The organism is Brevundimonas sp. GW821-FHT12C05 (assembly GCF_058807475.1).
Genome location: NZ_JBXAQS010000004.1, coordinates 26,316 through 42,358, shown reverse-complemented (window position 1 = coordinate 42,358; position 16,043 = coordinate 26,316). Strand labels below are relative to the sequence as shown.

Sequence of the window (16,043 nt, the reverse complement as noted above, 5' to 3'; positions counted from 1 at the left end):
CCTAGCGTGGGATCCATGACGAAGCTTGATGCGCCCGCTCCAGATCTCGAGGTCCGCCCCGCGCGGCGGGGCCGGCCGCCGAAAACGCGGGCCGCCGGCGGCAGCGACACCCGGGAATCCATTCTCGACGCGGCCGAGGACCTGTTCTCGAAACACGGCTTCTACGGCGTCACCATCCGCGAGGTGGCGCGCGAGGCCGGGGTCGATACGGCCCTGGTCCACTATTATTTCGGGGCCAAGCGCGGCCTGTTCGACGCGGTCTTCCTGCGCCGGGCCGAGGTCTGGAACAACGAACGGGTCGACGCCATCAATCGCTACGCCCGCGAGGTCGGGGAGACGATGACGCTGGAGGGGCTGCTGGAAGCCTTCCTGCGCCCGCCGTTCCAGTGGTCGCTGAAGGGCGGGCCCGGCTGGAAGCACTATTCGGCCCTGGTGGCCCAGACCAACGCCAACCCGACCTTCGGGGGCGAGACCATGGCCCGCTATTTCGACCCCGCCATCCGCCGGCTGATCGAGCTGATCAAACAGGTCCTGCCCGAGGCGCGCGACGTCGATCTGTACTGGGCCTATCACAACCTGTCGGGGGCCCTGACCCTGACGCTGGGCGAGACCGGCCGCCTGGACCGGCTGTCCGGCGGCCTGTGCCGCTCCGGCGATCTGGAGAGCGCCGCCGACTATATGGTGCGTTTCGCCGCCGCCGGCTTCCGCGCCGTCTGTACGCCGAGGCCCGAGTGACGGACGCGCCGTTTCGTCTGTCGCTGACGCTGGACCGCAGTCTGGTGAAGGGATTGGCCATCTCGTCCGCCGCCGGGGTCGTGTTGGCCTTCACCGGCGCCTTCGGCATGACTGGCGCGCCCTTCCTGCACCGGTTGATCTACTGGTTGCCGCTCATGATCGGCGGAGCCGCCTGGGGACACGTCTGTTCGCAGATCGTCGAGCGCTGGATCGACTTCGACCGCAAGCCCTGGCTCGGCGCCCTGGTCCTGACCGCCGCCATGTCCGTGCCGCTGACCTTCGTCGTGTGGGGGTACACGGTCTTCCTGTTCGAACACGGCCGGCACCCGGCGGTCGGACGGCTGATCTACTTCTTCCTTCCGGTGACGGTCGTGACCGGCGTGATGAGCGTGCTGAACATCTTCCTGCAACGCACGCCGGTGCAGACCCACGCGACGCCCGTCGGCGGCGCCCCGGCCCGCTTCCTCGACCGCCTGCCGCCCAAGCTGCGCGGCGCGGCGATCCGGGCGGTGGAGTCCGAGGACCACTATCTGCGCATCCATACCGACCGCGGTTCGGATCTGATCCTGATGCGGCTGTCCGACGCCCTGGCCGAACTGGAAGGGCTGGAAGGCGCCCAGACGCATCGCAGCTGGTGGGTCGCGCGCGACGCGGTGCGCGAGGTCAGCCGGGGCGAGGGCCGGGCCACCCTGACGCTGGACGGCGGCCTGGAGGCCCCGGTCAGCCGGCGTTACGCCAGGGCCCTGCGCGAGACAGGCTGGTACTGAGTTTCTTTCTCTTGGCCTACCGCGCGTCGCGCTGCTTGAGGCCGCTTTGGCCTAGCCGTTCCACAACCCGTGGAAGCCCGCGGGCAGGGCGATGTCCGCCCGCCAGCTGGAGACCGGCCCGTCCGACACCCGCGCGGCGTCGAAGGCGTGCAGCTCGGTCACGCCCCGCCGCAGGTTGATCGCCGGTGCGACCAGCCAGGCATCGATCTCGCCCGAGCGGCCGGGTTTGGGCACCCAGACCGCCTCTTCCATGATCACCCCGTCGCCGAAATCGAAGCCGTCCGAACGCCCGGTCTCCCAGTCATGGACCGCCAGCCCCGTCGGCAGGGGCCGCCCGCCCCGCTCGCCCGCGACGTGGGCGGTGTAGCGGCGGGCCAGACCGGCCCGGCGCGGATCGCTGCGCGGGAACTCGGCGGTGACGCCGGAGGACGTCATCTCCGCGCGTCCATCAGTATGCAGCGCCACCAGCGAGAGGTGGGCGGGCTCGCCCGGCACCGTTCCCCGCCCCTCGACCAGGACCCGCGCGCCCTCCATGGCGAACTGCACGTCCTTGCCCGCGGCCACGTCGAACCGGATCGTCCCGGAGCCGTCCTCCCAGGCGTCGCCCAGGTGGAAATAGCTGAAGGCCGGCAGTTCGAAGATCCGGCTGCGGGTCAGGTCGGCTTTGTCGATGACCATGACCTTGGTGCCCAGTTCGGGCTTCCAGGCGAACCGCGCCGCGAAGGGCATGGTATCGTGATCGAAGACCCAGGGCTGCATCACGATCACCAGATGCCGGGCCGTGGCGGTGAAGTCGTGCATGTAGCAGGCGCGCGGCAGCTCGACGATCTGGGCGGTGTGCAGGCTGCGGTCGGCGTTCAGCCGCCAGACGACCATCCGGTCGCCCCACAGGCCGATGTTCCAGATCGTGCCGTCGGGGTCGTAGCGGGGGTGGGCCTGGAAGGGCATGCCCTTCAGGTCGTCGCGCAGGGTGACGAACCCCTTGGTCGACAGGTCCGACGCGTTCATCGCCAGGGGCGAGCCGGCTTCCCACAGGGCCCAAACATCGCCGCCCGCCATCATGATCGCGGTGTTGGCGGCGTTGGCCTCGTCGGGCGAGCCGACGCGGGCGCGGTCGTCTCCGGGGGTGCCGAAGCCCGGCGTGACCACGGCGTCGATCTCGCTCTCCCAGCGCCGCTTGGGCGTGTCCGCGAAGCGGGCCTCCAGCGTGGCCTGCCCGTCGCGAACGCGGAAGGCCCGCATCAGGCCGTCGCCGTCGAACCAATGGGTCGCCGACCCGCCAGGCCGCCGGAACTTGCCCGGTCCATTGCGGAACAGGGCGCCCTCCAGCCCGGCGGGGGCCCGACCCCGGACCAGCCGCATCGCCCGGGGCGCGATGTCGCCCTCGAGGTCGGCGGTGGCCAGGGCCCAGTCGGCCGAGGCCTGCATCGCCGCCATGGCGCGGACCGTTTCCGGGGTGGCGACGGCGGCGGACAGGGCGGCGGCGCCCATCAGGAAGTGGCGGCGGGAGGCGAGCATGACCGCTGTTCCCCTTAGCGAATGCTGATCGTCTGGGCGGTGTCGCCCGAGACGGTGAAGCGCGCGCGGCTCCAGCTGGCCGGACCCATGTTGGCCGGGGCGTTGTTCGAGAAGGCGTAGGGTTCGCTGGGGATGCCGAAGGGGTTGGTGTTCATCTGGCCGTCGCCGTTGACGTCGTGGAACGCCTTCATCGCGTACTCGCCGGCGGGCAGGTCGCCGAAGACCGCCACCACCGCGCCGGAGGCGTCGATCTGTTTCGCCGCGACCGGCTGGTTCGCCTGGTACGAGGCCTCGGAGTTGAACAGGGCGACCATCACCTTGCCGGTGCGCGCGCCGGTCTCGAAGGTCAGGGTGACGGTGGCGTCCTCGGCCTGGGCGGGGACGGCGGTCAGGGCCAGAAGCGCGGCGGCGGCCAGGGTGGCGATGCGGATCATGTCGGGGTCCTCAGGAAGAGACCCGACCACCGGGCCTCCGATGACCCGACCGTGCCGACCGCCTTCATGGGCCGCCACGCCGTTTGCAGGAGCGGACGCCCCGACTTCGCGAATGATCACGGGTGTCCATTCGCGAAACGCGAATGGACACTTCCCGTTGGCCGCGGACCGTCGGCCGCTACGCGGACCTCCCGACCCGACGCGGCCTGGGCGCTAGGTCGCGCCGAAGGTCGGCGCGTGTCAGCGCGGCGCGCGCTTGGCCAGGATGCGCTGCAGGGTGCGGCGGTGCATGCCGAGGCGGCGGGCCGTCTCGGAGACATTGTGATCGCACAGCTCGTAGACGCGCTGGATATGCTCCCAGCGGACCCGGTCGGCGCTCATCGGATTGTCCGGCGGCTCGGGCGCCTCGCCGGTCATCAGCAGGGCCTTGACCACGTCATCGGCGTCGGCGGGCTTCTGCAGATAGTCGACCGCGCCGGCCTTCACCGCCGCCACCGCCGTGGCGATGGCGCCGTAGCCGGTCAGCATGACGATGCGGGCGTCCTCGCGACGGTCGCGGATCATCTCCACCACCTTCAGGCCGTTGCCGTCCTCCAGCCGCATGTCCAGCACGGCGAAGGCGGGAACCGAGGCGCGCAGGGCGTCGGTCGCCTCGGCCACCGATCCGGCCGTGGTCACCACGAAGCCGCGGCTTTCCAGCGCGCGGCCCAACCGGGTGCGCAGGGCGTTGTCGTCATCCAGCAGCAGGAGGGTCTTGTCCTCCAGTGCGGCGATACGGGCTTCGGTCTCGGACATCTTCGTATTTCTCCTGCCGCTGAAGTCGGTAACGGCTGGCCTGCGGTCAAGGTTCAGACGGGGGGTGCGACACCACGGCTCACGAGGCCACCTCCAGCGCTGGACGCGCCCAGCGCACCACCACGCGGGCGCCCTTGGGCTGGCCCTTGCCGCCGTCGCCGGCGCCGACGCTGACCTTTCCGCCGGTCCGCTCCAGCAGGGTGCGGGCGATGAAGAAGCCCAGACCCATGCCGCCCTGGCTGGGAGCGATCTCTTCAGGCGCGGGCGCGGCGGCGGTCTTCTTCGACTTGCGGCCCGGCGCGGCGGCGGCGACCGAGGCGGCGATCTGGGCGGCCAGGGCGCGGCGCGCCTTGCCCTGCGGCCGGCTGGTCACATAGGGCTCGCCCAGCCGGGGCAGGATGTCGGCCGGGAAGCCCGGGCCGTCGTCGACCACCTCGATCTCGATGAAGCCCGCATCGACCAGGGCCCGCACCCGCACCTTGTCGGCGGCGAAGTCGGCGGCGTTCTCCACCAGGGTCGACAGGCCATGGATGACCTCGGGCAGGCGGCGCACGCGCGGCGGCTTCTCGCCCGAGGCGGTGCGCACCGACACCTCGAAGGTCAGGTCGAACCCCCGGTGCGGCTCGACCACCTCTTCCAGCAGCGCCTTCAGCCCGACCTCGGCGAAGGCGATGCCGCCCTCCTCCGGCTGCTGCGACAGGCGTTTCAGGATGTCGCGGCAGCGCTCGGCCTGCTGCAGGATCAGGGCGGCGTCCTCGGCCGCCGGGCCATCCTTGGCCGAGGCGCGCAGCAGTTCCTTGGCCACGACCTGGATGGTCGCCAGCGGCGTGCCCAGCTCGTGCGCGGCGGCGGCGGCCAGGCCGCCCAGCGCGGCCATCCGCTGTTCCCGCTGCAACACGTCCTGGGTCGTGGCCAGGGCCAGCTCCAGCTTCTCGGCGTCCGCCGCGACCCGCCAGGCGTAGGCGGAGGTGAACACCACCCCCGTCGTCAGGGCCATGCCGATGCCGATCTTGTACAGGGTCGGCAGGTTCAGCTCAGTCCCCGCCTGCCACGGCAGGGGCAGGGAGAAGAAGAACAGGCAGACCGTGGCCAGCAGCACCAGCAGCCCCATCAGCACCGCCTGCCGCCCCGGCAGGGAGGCCGCCGCCACCGTCACCGGCGCGACCAGCAGCAGGCAGAAGGGATTCTGCAGCCCGCCGGTCAGCCCCAGCAGGGTCGAGATCTGCAGGATGTCGAAGCCCAGGTGCGCCGCCGTCAGGGCGCCGTCCGGCGTCGAACCGTCGCTGCGCTTCAACCGGGCGGTGGCGTTCAGGTTCATCGCCACGCTGGCGGCGATGGCGGCCAGGCACCCCCAGAGCGGCAGGTCGAAATGGAACCAGGCGGTGGCGGTGAAGATGGTCGCGGTCTGCCCGACGATGGCCATCCAGCGCAGGATGACCAGGGTCCGCAGCGACAGCCCCCGGCTGCGCCGCGGCAGGTTGCGCCAGTTGGCGAAACGGCCGCCGCCCTCGGGCGCGTCGGCGAACTGCGGCGTTGGATGATCTTCTGTAGCGCTCACGGCTCTTCTATAGACGCGTTCGGCTCATTCGGGGCCTTTTCGAAAGGGTCGCGATGCCGCGCCGCTCCATCCTCGTCTTCGCCGGCGCCTGCGTCGCCATCGCCGCGGCGCTCGCGGTCGTCACCATGGTGGTCGTAGGCCGCCAGGCGCCCCCCCCTCAGTCGGTCGAAATCGGCTCGACCGGCCAGGCCCAGGTCGGCGGTCCGTTCCAGCTGGTCAACCAGGACGGCCAGCCGGTCGATCAGACCATCCTGAACGGCAAATGGACCCTGGTCTTCTTCGGCTTCACCTACTGCCCTGACTACTGCCCCACGACCCTGACCATGCTGGAGGCGACCAAGGCCCAGCTGGGCGACAAGGCCAAGGACCTGCAGATCCTCTTCATCTCGGTCGATCCGGAACGCGACACGCCCCAGGCCCTGAAGGACTACCTGTCCGCGGACGGTTTCCCGGAAGGCGTCATCGGCCTGACCGGCACGCCGCAGCAGGTCCGCGCCGCCGCCGACGCCTATCGCGCCATGTACAGCAAGGTCGGCGAGGGCGAGGGCTACACCATGAACCACTCGCTCACGATCTATCTGATGGGGCCGGACGGACGGTTCCGCGGGTCCCTGGCGCACGATATCGGGCCGGTGCGCGGCGCCCAGGTGATTGAACGGAACATGGCGCGGGGCTGATGACAGCATACGTCCGATAGTGACGTAGCGGGGCTGTAGGGTGCCGCCATGGCCGTCCCTCCACCCCGCCTCCGCCGCCGGAAAGTGCACTAAAGTGCACTCAAAAAAATTTCCGGTCGTTCATTTCGCCCGCCTGCCCGGCCGGCGTTCACGATTTCGGTGATCGCCGATAATCTTTTTGCAGTGCGAAGCATTCTATGTTGCCTTGCCGCACTCACGGCGGGGGCCGTCTCAGGACACGCATGCTGTACACGCTTCATGAGCTGGCCTACGCCTCGGCCGCTCCCTACCGGATCGGGGCCCAGCTGGCCCGGGACTTCTGGACATCGCCGTTCAATCCGGCCGCCGACACCGCCATCGGGCGCACGGCCTTCGCCTCGGCCGAGCTGTTCGAGAGCGTCACGCGCCGCTACGGCAAGCCGTCGTGGGGCCTGGACGTCGTCACCATCGACAACCGCCCGGTGCGCGTCACCGAACAGGTGGTCTGGTCCTCGCCCTGGTGCCGCCTGGTCCGCTTCGCGCGCCACATCGGCGACCTGAAGCGCGCCGGCAAGCCGACCGTCGCCCCGGCGGTGATGATCGTGGCCCCGCTGTCCGGCCACTACGCCACCCTGCTGCGCGGCACGGTCGAGGGCTTCCTGCAGGACCACGACGTCTACGTCACCGACTGGTCGAACGCCCGCCAGGTGCCGATGCTGGAAGGCCGCTTCGACTTCTTCGACTACATCGACCACGTCCGCACCATGCTGGGCGTGATCGGCCCGCGCGCCCACGTCGTCGGCGTCTGCCAGCCGGGGCCGCCGGTGCTGGCCGCCTGCGCGCTGATGGCCGAGGACGAGGATCCCAACCGCCCCGCCTCCATGACCTTCATGGGCTCGCCCATCGACGCGCGCCTGTCGCCGACGGTCACCAACCAGCTGGCCGAGGAAAAGCCCTTCACCTGGTTCCGCTCGAACATGATCCACACCGTGCCCTGGCCCTATCCGGGCTTCGGACGCCGGGTCTATCCGGGCTTCGTGCAGCTCTACAGCTTCATGTCGATGAACGAGGAGAAGCACACCGACGCCCACTGGCGCTATTTCCAGGACCTGGTGTCGGGCGACGGCGACGGCGCGCAGAAACACGAGGAATTCTACGACGAGTACCTGTCGGTGCTGGACCTGTCGGAGGAGTTCTATCTCCAGACCATCGACATCGTCTTCCAGCAGCACCTGCTGCCGCGCGGCCTGCTGGAGCACCGCGGGCGCAAGGTCGATCTGACCAAGATCACCGACATCGGCCTGATGACGGTCGAGGGCGAGAAGGACGACATCTCCGGCGTCGGTCAGACCCAGGCCGCGCACGAGCTGTGCACCAGCCTGACGGACGAGCGCCGCGTGCTGTACGTCCAGCCCGAGGTCGGCCACTACGGCGTCTTCAACGGTCGTCGCTTCCGCGACGAGATCTATCCCCGCGTCCGCGACTTCATCGCGGCCAACGAGGCCCTCTGTGCAATACCGCAACGGCCAGCGGCTGCCGCCTGAGGCGGTCGGGGTCCCCGCCAGACTGTCGGTGAATCCGCGCGCGCGCCGGCTGTCGATCCGCATCGACGGCCGCGCCGGCGAGGCCGTGCTGGTCGCCCCCTCCGAACGCAAGCTGGCCGAGGTCGTCGCCTTCGCCCGTACCAAGGCGTCATGGATGCGCGAACGGCTGGCCGAGCGGCCGGACGGCGCCCCGCTGGAGCCCGGCGCGGTCGTTCCCCTTTACGGACGCCCCACCCGGCTGGTCTCTGTCGGCGGCGCGGGCGCGGCGCGCCTGATCGACGGACCCGACGGTCCCTTCGTCCAGTCCGGCGGCGAGGGCGAGGCCTTCGCCCGGCGGGTGGAGAACCTGTTCAAGCGGCTGGCGCGGCAGGTGCTGGTCGAGCGCACCGAGCATCACCTGCGCACCCTCGGCCAGCGCCCCGTGAAGGTGTCCATCGCCGACACCAAGTCGCGCTGGGGCTCGTGCAGCCCGCACAACCGGTCGATCCGCTACAGCTGGCGGGTGATCATGGCCCCGCCCGCCGTGGCCGACTATCTGGCCGCGCACGAGGTCGCGCACCTGGTCCATGCGGACCACAGCCCGGCCTACTGGTCGGTGGTGCAGCGGCTGGTCGGCGACCACCGCCCGTTCCGCAAATGGCTGCGGGACCACGGCGCGGGCCTACACGCCGTGGGGCGCTAGAAGAACAGCGGGTCGGCCTTCTTCTCCGGCTCCGGCCGGGGCTCCTCGCGCTGGGGCTGCGGCTGGGTCGGCCGGATGACCGGTTGCGAGTCCTGGCGGCTGGGCGGCGTCGGGCGGGGCTCGGGCTGGGCCGGTTCGACGTAGGGCGTGCCCTCCTCAGCTGGCGGATTGTCGCCGAACAGGTCGCCGATCTGGCCGATCAGGCCCTCCACCTGGTTCGGCGGCTGCCAGCCCTCGGGCATGGCCGGACCGTTCGGAATGGCCGGGGCGTTCAGGCGCGGCAGGGCCGCCTCCATGAAGCTGCGCCAGATGGCGGCGGGCGACGAGCCGCCGGTCACGCCGCGCATCGGGGTGTTGTCGTCCTTGCCGACCCAGACCGCGGTGACGAAGCCGCCGGTGTAGCCGACGAACCAGGCGTCCTTGTAGTCCGAGGTGGTGCCGGTCTTGCCGGCCAGGTCGCGGCCGTTGATCGCCGCCGACCGCCCGGTGCCCGAGGTCATCACGCCCCGCAGCATCGAGTTCAGATAATAGAGATAGGGGTTGGTGATCGCCTGCGCGGCCCCCTCGGCGCGGCCGGCGCGCTGATAGATGACCCGGCCCTGCGGGGTGCGGATGCGGCTGATGCCATAGGCCTGCACGCGCTTGCCGCCGTTGGAGAAGGCGTCGAAGGCCTGAGCCATTTCCAGCGGCGAGACCTCCACGGCGCCCAGCGCCATGGCGGGCTCCAGCCCGATGCGGCTGCTGATGCCCAGGCGGCGGGCGGTGCGGGCGACATTGTCCCGGCCGACCTGGTCCGCGACGCCGGCGGCGACGGTGTTGGTCGACTGGGCCACGGCGTTCGCCAGGGTCATCTCGCCCGAGAAGGTCCCGGAGTAGTTGCGCGGCGACCAGTTGCCGATCCGGATCGGGGCGTCGTTGACCCGGGTCTCGGGCGTGTAGCCGCTCTCCAGCGCCGTCAGATAGACGAAGGGCTTGAAGGCCGAACCCGCCTGACGCCGGGCGTCCGTGGCGCGGTTGAACTGGCTGTCGGCGTAGGAGTTGCCGCCGATCATGGCGCGGACCCGGCCCTCGCCGTCCAGCGCGACCAGGGCCGCCTGCTCCACGCCCCTGGACTTGTCGCGGTCCAGGATACGGCGCACCGAACGTTCGGCCTGGGTCTGCAGGGTCAGGTCCAGCGTCGTCTCGACGATCATGTCCTCGGTCGGCTCGCCGACCAGTTCGCGGATCTGCTTGTCCAGCCAGTCGATGAAGTACTGGGCGTGCTGGGTGGCCAGGGTGCGCGACACGCGCACCGGCTCGGTCACCGCCTGGGCGCGCTGTTCGGGCGTGATCACGCCGGCGTCGACCATCTCATTGAGCACGACGGTGGCGCGCGTGGCGGCCCGTTCGCTCTCCGACACCGGCGAATAGCGCGACGGGGCCTTCAGCAGGCCGGCCAGCAGCGCCGCCTCGCCGACCGTCAACTGCTTGGCGCTCTTGTCGAAATAGCGTTGCGACGCCGCTTCGATGCCGTAGGCGCCGGCGCCGAAATAGACGCGGTTCAGATAGAGGGCCAGGATCTCCTTCTTGGAGAATTTCATCTCCAGCCAGACCGCCAGCATCAGCTCCTGGACCTTGCGCTTCATGTTCTGGTCCGGAGACAGGAACAGGTTCTTGGCCAGCTGCTGGGTCAGGGTCGAGCCGCCCTGCACCACGCGGCCGGCGCGCATGTTGGAGACCATCGCCCGGCTCATGCCGATCGGGTCGAAGCCGGGGTGGTGATAGAAGCGCCGGTCCTCGATGGCGATGAAGGCCGCCGGGACGTAGTCGGGCAGGGCGTCCAGATCGGCGGGCGGGGCCTGCTGGGTGCCGCGCACCGCGATCAGGGCGCCGTTGCGGTCCAGATAGGTGATCGAGGGCTGGCGATCGACATTGTACAGGGTCGAGGTGTCGGGCAGGTCGCGGGCGAACACCGCGAAGAAGACGACCAGGAAGATGACGCCCCACACGCCCAGCACCGCGCCCCAGTAGAGTACGCGCTGCAACGGCGTCCGCGCGGGCTTGTCGCCGCCGTTGCCGCCACGTCCGAAGCTGAAGCCACCGGCCATCTAAAACCTCACCCAACCCGCCTGACGGCCTTAGCCCATCGGACGGTGCACGGAAACGCCCCCACGATCATCACAGGACCGTGAAGGCGCTTTCCGCCGAAAGGATGACCTTTGAGGGCCCTATTCTAAAAACGCGTTCACCTCAGCGGCGAAGACCGCCGGCTGATCCAGCATGATGAAGTGGGCGCTGTCGTCGATCCGCTTCAGCTCGGCGCCCGGCAGGCCCTGGTACGACATGCGATAGACCATATCGGTGAACTCAGGGGTCTGGCCCCCGAAGAGGACGTACAGCACCTCGGTCGGGGCGGTGATCCGCGACAGCTCGGGCCGCAGGTCGGTGACGATCAACTCGCGGAAGGACGAGGCGGCGACCTGCTGGTCGCTGGTCTCCATGTCGTGGATCGGACCGGCGCGCAGGGCCTCGGTCTTGATCATCGAGGTGATCGAGGCCGTGGCCTGGGCGTTGTAGGCCTCGCGCGTGCCGGTCGACATGCTGGTGTAGATCTGGTTGGCGATCGGGGTGACGCTCTCGGCGGTCGCGCCCGGGGCGCCGAACATCGCGCCCATGAAGGGCACCATGTCCACGACCATCAGCTTGCCGACGCTGTCGGGATGGCGGGCGGCCAGCATCATGGCGATGGTGCCGCCCATCGAATGCCCGATGACGACCGGCTTGTTCAGGTGCTGTTCGGCGATGTAGCGGGCCAAATCCTCGGCGACCGGGGCGGAGACGGGGCCGGTGGCGTTATCCTCGGCCGGCGCGCCCGCGAAACCCTGGATGTGGACGCGGTGGACGCGGTAGCGGCCCTTGAGCTGATCGGTCAGGCCGTCCCAGACCTCGGGCGACGAGGTCAGGCCGGGGATCAGGATGACGTCGCCGACCGGATGCTCCGGTCCGTCGATGCGGACATGGAACCGACCCGACTGGAAATCGGCGTGGCGGTGGCCGTGATCTGCGGCTTGGGCGTGCGAGCCGTGTTCCTGGGCCAGGGCCGGGGCGGCGAGCCCCAGCGACAGGCAGGCGGCGAAGGCGGCGGCGGCGGTCATGGTCTTCATGGCGGTTCCCCGTGCGCGGACCGTTCGCCCGCATCAGTCCGTAGTCGCCGCAGGGGGCGCGATTGGATGCGGGCGGTCAAGACTTCCCGCGCCAGCGACGCTAAAGTGCCGTCATGACGCCCGCAGATTCCGCTCCGGTTTCCTCCAACGCCCCAGAAGCCAAGGCTCCGCCGACCGCCTTCGGCAAGGGTTTCGTCCTGGACGCCTGGTATTTCGTCGCCCTGGCGCGCGACGTGAAGCCCGAGTCGCTGAAGCGCTACGAACTGCTCAACGAACCGGTCCTGATCGGGCGGACCAAGGCCGGGCAGGTCTTCGCCATGCGCGACATCTGCCCCCACCGCGCCGCGCCGCTGTCGGCCGGGCGGATGGTGAACAAGCCGGGCGAGGGCGAGACGGTCGAGTGTCCCTATCACGGCTGGCGGTTCCGCACCGACGGCGTCTGCGCGGCCATTCCCTCGCTGGTCGAGTCCCAGCCCTTCGAGGCCGACCGCATCAAGGTGCGGTCCTATCCGGTGCGCGAAAGCCAGGGGATGGTCTTCGTCTGGATGAGTTCGGACCCGCGCGGCGCTGGCGAGCCCGACCACGAGCCGCCCCAGTTCCCTGGCGTGGTCGGCGGCGGGGCCAAACTGGTCGAGTGGATGGATTTCGACAGCCATATCGACCACGCCGTCGTCGGCCTGATGGACCCCGCCCACGGCCCCTATGTCCATCAGCAGTGGTGGTGGCGCTCCGAGCATTCGATGCACGAGAAGGCCAAGGCCTTCGAGCCGACCGAGCAGGGCTTCGCCATGGTGCGCCACGCGCCATCGTCGAACAGCCGGGCCTACAAGATCCTGGGCGGCGCCCCGGCGACCGAGATCACCTTCCGCCTGCCCGGCTACCGCTGGGAGCACATCCAGGTCGGTCCCAAACAGGTGCTGGCCCTGACCTGCCTGACGCCGATCACCGACACCAAGACCCGGATCACCCAGATCTTCTGGTCGGATCACTGGATCTTCGACCTGGCCAAGCCCTTCCTGCGCATGGGCGTGGTCGCCTTCCTCAAGCAGGACGGCGGCATGGTGAACCTGCAGAACGAGGGCCTGCGCTACGACCCGGCCCTGATCTGGATCGACGACGCCGACAAACAGGCCAAGTGGTACCAGCAGCTGAAGCGCGAATGGATCAAGTCCCGCGCCGAGGGTCGGCCGTTCGCCAACCCGGTGAAGCCGGCGACGCTGCGCTGGAAGAGCTGAGGGTCTTCTGAAGGGCGCTACCGCTCGCGACGCGGTCGCTCGCTGCTTGAGCGCATGTTTTGCGCTACCGCTCGCCGCGCGGCGGCTCGCTGCTTGAGCGCAAAGAGAAAGGCCGCAGCGGATGCTGCGGCCTTTGATCTGTTCAGGATGCGCGGAGCGCCCCGCTTATTGCCGCGACAGCGCGCCCGCCAGGACGATGTCGATCTGCTTGGAGATCTGGGTCGTCAGCTGCTCGATGCCCCAGCCGTCGTAGGCGGCGTGGCGATAGTTGGCGATGAAGGCGCCGTAGATCAGCTCGCCCAGCAGGCGGATGTCCGCGTCCTGGCGCAATTCGCCTTCGCGCACGCCGGCCTGCAGGGCGTCCGAGACGATGACGGAGACCGGACGGGCGGCGGCGCGGCTGCGCATTTCGGCGGCGACCGGCTGGAACCACGAGCGGGCGACGACGGCCTGCACCAGCGGCAGATGCTCCAGGGATTCGTGGTAGGCGGCGGTCAGGGCGGCCACCAGGCGTCCGCGCAGCGAGCTTTCGGCGGCGACGGCGGCCTTCAGCGATTCCGCCAGACGGGCCAGGTCCTCGGCCAGGACGGCCTCGAACAGTTCGGCCTTGTCCTGGAAGTTGGCGAAGACCGCGCCGGTCGACATGCCCGCGCCCTTGGCGATGTCGCGGATGGTGGCGGGCTCATACCCGCGCTCCGCGAAGAGGGTGCGCGCGGCGTCCAGAACCTTCTGACGGGTCCGCACCTTGGCGGCCTGACGACGGTTCAGGCGGGGGGCGTCAGCCTCGGATTCAGAGGCGGTCTGGGCGGAGCTAAGGGCGATGTCTCGCATGTAAAACGGCTACTCGACTAAGCGGCGGGGAGGACCACCGGCAGGAAAACAGCGCCATAACGGCAGGGTTTCGGGCGCTCCGGAAAGCACCTCAGGCCCGACCTGAAGGCCCGGCGAACAGCGGCACTCATCACGCAACGATGACCAAATTGGGGTGTACAGATTAACAGCAGCGTTAGTTGCTGGGTTAACGGCGCAGCTCCCGAAGTCCGTCGCGGCCTATCTTTTGAGGGTCGATCTCAGCGCGCGGGGGCGCCGCGCCGCCTCTCCGTCGGGCATGGCGTCCTGGAACAATTTGCGGAAACGGTCGCGCCGCTCGTGGATCGAAGCGAGCACCAGACCCATCGGCACGCCGAGGTCGACCAAGGTGTTTTCCGCCAGTTGAAGGCTGGCCTCCGTGGTCTCCGGAACGGCGTCGGTGACGCCCAGCCGGTACAGGCGTTCGGCGTGCCGGGAATCCCGCGCCCGGGCGATCAAAATCAGGTCAGGCCTCAACGAGCGGGCCGCGATGACCACCTCGTCGACCTTGGCCGGGGCGTCCATGGTGACGACCATGGCCCGCGCTTTTTCGATGCCGCAGCGCGCCAGCAGATCAGCCTGGCCGGCGTCGCCGTAGAAGACGTTCGAGCCCTCGCCGCGTCCCTTGGCGACGGTGGAGGCGTTGGCGTCGACGGCCACGAAACTCTGTCCATGCTCAGTGAGCATTTCCCCGACCAGCCGACCCACCCGACCGAAGCCGACGATCAGCACCTGGCCCTCGACCGACGGAGGTTCCAGCGCCTCGGCGGGAAGATCAGGCAAGACTGCGGCGTCCTGTCGCGTCAGTCGATCGGCGAACATCGCCATCAACGGTACAGTAAAAATACTTATCGTAGCCGCAAGCATGACTGTACGGGTGAAGTCAGGCGATGCGATTCCTTCCACCAAACCTGCTCCCAGGATGACGAAGGCGAACTCTCCCGCGGGGCCCAGGACCAGCGCCGTCTCGATGGCGGTCTTGTTCTTCACGCCCCACAGCCGCGCCGCGCCGTAGATCAGCAGAGCCTTGAACAGGGTCAGCCCGATCGCCAGCCCGAACACGGCCACCGGATCGGCGGCCACCGCATCCACATCCAGCCCGATGCCGACCCCGACGAAGAAGACGCCGAGCAGCAGGCCCTTGAAGGGCTCGATCGACACCTCGACCGCCCGCCGGAACTCGGTCTCGGCCAGCAGCAGACCCGCCACCAGCGCGCCCAGGCTCATCGACAGGCCGGCGGCCTGGGCCCCCAGCCCGGCGCCGACGACGACCAGCAGGCAGGCGGCGACGAACATCTCCTGCCCCTGCCCCTTGGCCTGGGCCTTGGCCACCGACCGGAACAGCGGTCGCAGCACCAGACGGCCGAGCACCACCAGCAGGGCCAGGCCGATGGCGGCCGGGATAAGGGTGAACAGCGCCGTGCCCAGCACCGCGGGATCGAAGTCTCCGCCGGCGGTCACCCCGCCCTGCGCCAGCGCCGCCAGCACGGTGACGGTGATCAGGATCGGCGCCACGGCCAGGTCTTGGGCCAGAAGCACCGAGAAGATGGTGCGCCCCGCCGCGCCGCCCAGACGGCCGCGCTCGGCCATCACCGGCATGACCACGGCGGTCGACGACAGCGCCAGCCCCAGGCCCAGCACGGCGGACGACACCAGGGTCTGGCCCATCACCATGAACAGGGCGGCCAGTCCGACCGTGCAGACCAGGACCTGGGTCAGCCCCAGGCCGAAGACCAGCCGGCGCATCGCCTTGAGCCGCTCCCACGACAGTTCAAGTCCGATCATGAACAGCAGGAAGGCCACGCCCAGCTCGGACAGGGCCCGCAACTGGTTGGCGTCGGAAATGGTCAGCCACGCCAGCCAGGGTACGGTGTCGGCGAATCGGGCCAGACCGTCGGGCCCCAGAAGGACGCCTGCCGCAAGAAAGCCGAGAACCGGGCTGATCTTCAGCCGATTGAATAGGGGAACCACCACCCCGGCCGCCGCCAGGAAGACCACAAGGTCCTTATATTCGCCGCCGCCGCCGCCGTGAGTCATTCGCCCTCCGTACGGTTCAGCCTACAGGCTGAAACGCCGCCGCGTCTGGCTTTCCGTCGATTCATGACAAAAAATTCAGGCGACAGTCTC

General features: G+C 69.4%; 14 protein-coding genes. 6 read left to right on the top strand and 8 right to left on the bottom strand.

Annotated elements, in window-relative coordinates; genetic code table 11:
* Nucleotides 1-15: 15 nt before the first annotated feature.
* Together AC1RRF_RS13830 and AC1RRF_RS13825 are read left to right on the top strand one after the other, a co-directional pair.
* Nucleotides 16-735, top strand: coding sequence for a TetR/AcrR family transcriptional regulator (locus tag AC1RRF_RS13830; protein WP_492835490.1), 720 nt, complete (start codon nucleotides 16-18; stop codon nucleotides 733-735).
* Nucleotides 732-1,502, top strand: coding sequence for a LytTR family DNA-binding domain-containing protein (locus AC1RRF_RS13825; protein ID WP_492835488.1), 771 nt, complete (start codon nucleotides 732-734; stop codon nucleotides 1,500-1,502). The genes AC1RRF_RS13830 and AC1RRF_RS13825 overlap by 4 nt, the downstream gene beginning before the upstream one ends.
* A 51-nt stretch (nucleotides 1,503-1,553) precedes the next feature.
* Here AC1RRF_RS13825 and AC1RRF_RS13820 read toward each other — a convergent pair whose 3' ends face one another.
* The 4 genes from AC1RRF_RS13820 to AC1RRF_RS13805 all read right to left on the bottom strand — a co-directional run bounded on the left by AC1RRF_RS13820 (nucleotide 1,554) and on the right by AC1RRF_RS13805 (nucleotide 5,807).
* On the bottom strand, nucleotides 1,554-3,020 hold the full coding sequence (locus AC1RRF_RS13820) for a carotenoid oxygenase family protein (protein WP_492835486.1): 1,467 nt from the start codon (nucleotides 3,018-3,020) through the stop codon (nucleotides 1,554-1,556).
* Nucleotides 3,021-3,034: 14 nt separating this feature from the next.
* Complete coding sequence (locus AC1RRF_RS13815; RefSeq protein WP_492835484.1) at nucleotides 3,035-3,454, bottom strand: DUF2141 domain-containing protein; 420 nt, start codon at nucleotides 3,452-3,454, stop codon at nucleotides 3,035-3,037.
* Between the two features lie 240 nt (nucleotides 3,455-3,694).
* On the bottom strand, nucleotides 3,695-4,249 hold the full coding sequence (locus AC1RRF_RS13810; protein WP_492835482.1) for an ActR/PrrA/RegA family redox response regulator transcription factor: 555 nt from the start codon (nucleotides 4,247-4,249) through the stop codon (nucleotides 3,695-3,697).
* 79 nt (nucleotides 4,250-4,328) lie between these two features.
* A complete protein-coding gene (locus tag AC1RRF_RS13805; protein WP_492835480.1) occupies nucleotides 4,329-5,807 on the bottom strand; it encodes an ActS/PrrB/RegB family redox-sensitive histidine kinase in 1,479 nt (492 codons plus the stop codon).
* 53 nt (nucleotides 5,808-5,860) lie between these two features.
* On the opposite strand from AC1RRF_RS13805, the gene AC1RRF_RS13800 reads away from it, so the two are divergent.
* The 3 genes from AC1RRF_RS13800 to AC1RRF_RS13790 all read left to right on the top strand — a co-directional run bounded on the left by AC1RRF_RS13800 (nucleotide 5,861) and on the right by AC1RRF_RS13790 (nucleotide 8,689).
* Entirely contained in the window at nucleotides 5,861-6,484 is a 624-nt protein-coding gene (locus tag AC1RRF_RS13800; protein ID WP_492835478.1) for an SCO family protein, read from the top strand.
* Between the two features lie 242 nt (nucleotides 6,485-6,726).
* Nucleotides 6,727-8,007: a polyhydroxyalkanoate depolymerase gene (locus tag AC1RRF_RS13795; RefSeq protein WP_492835476.1), complete on the top strand. Its 1,281-nt coding sequence runs from the start codon at nucleotides 6,727-6,729 to the stop codon at nucleotides 8,005-8,007.
* Nucleotides 7,973-8,689, top strand: a complete 717-nt coding sequence (locus AC1RRF_RS13790) for a M48 family metallopeptidase (protein ID WP_492835474.1) — start codon at nucleotides 7,973-7,975, stop codon at nucleotides 8,687-8,689. Before AC1RRF_RS13795 ends, AC1RRF_RS13790 begins: the two co-directional genes overlap by 35 nt.
* Here the strand turns inward: AC1RRF_RS13790 and AC1RRF_RS13785 are convergent.
* The gene (locus AC1RRF_RS13785; RefSeq protein WP_492835472.1) at nucleotides 8,686-10,776 is read right to left on the bottom strand and encodes a PBP1A family penicillin-binding protein; all 2,091 of its coding nucleotides are present in this window, start codon (nucleotides 10,774-10,776) and stop codon (nucleotides 8,686-8,688) included. The genes AC1RRF_RS13790 and AC1RRF_RS13785 overlap by 4 nt on opposite strands.
* A gap of 120 nt (nucleotides 10,777-10,896) precedes the next feature.
* Nucleotides 10,897-11,832: an alpha/beta fold hydrolase gene (locus AC1RRF_RS13780; protein WP_492835470.1), complete on the bottom strand. Its 936-nt coding sequence runs from the start codon at nucleotides 11,830-11,832 to the stop codon at nucleotides 10,897-10,899.
* Nucleotides 11,833-11,945: 113 nt separating this feature from the next.
* On the opposite strand from AC1RRF_RS13780, the gene AC1RRF_RS13775 reads away from it, so the two are divergent.
* Nucleotides 11,946-13,067, top strand: a complete 1,122-nt coding sequence (locus AC1RRF_RS13775) for a Rieske 2Fe-2S domain-containing protein (protein WP_492835468.1) — start codon at nucleotides 11,946-11,948, stop codon at nucleotides 13,065-13,067.
* A gap of 165 nt (nucleotides 13,068-13,232) precedes the next feature.
* Here the strand turns inward: AC1RRF_RS13775 and AC1RRF_RS13770 are convergent, their stop codons facing one another.
* On the bottom strand, nucleotides 13,233-13,898 hold the full coding sequence (locus AC1RRF_RS13770; protein ID WP_492835466.1) for a TetR family transcriptional regulator: 666 nt from the start codon (nucleotides 13,896-13,898) through the stop codon (nucleotides 13,233-13,235).
* 219 nt (nucleotides 13,899-14,117) lie between these two features.
* Complete coding sequence (locus AC1RRF_RS13765; RefSeq protein WP_492835464.1) at nucleotides 14,118-15,953, bottom strand: cation:proton antiporter domain-containing protein; 1,836 nt, start codon at nucleotides 15,951-15,953, stop codon at nucleotides 14,118-14,120.
* Between the last annotated feature and the right edge of the window lie 90 nt (nucleotides 15,954-16,043).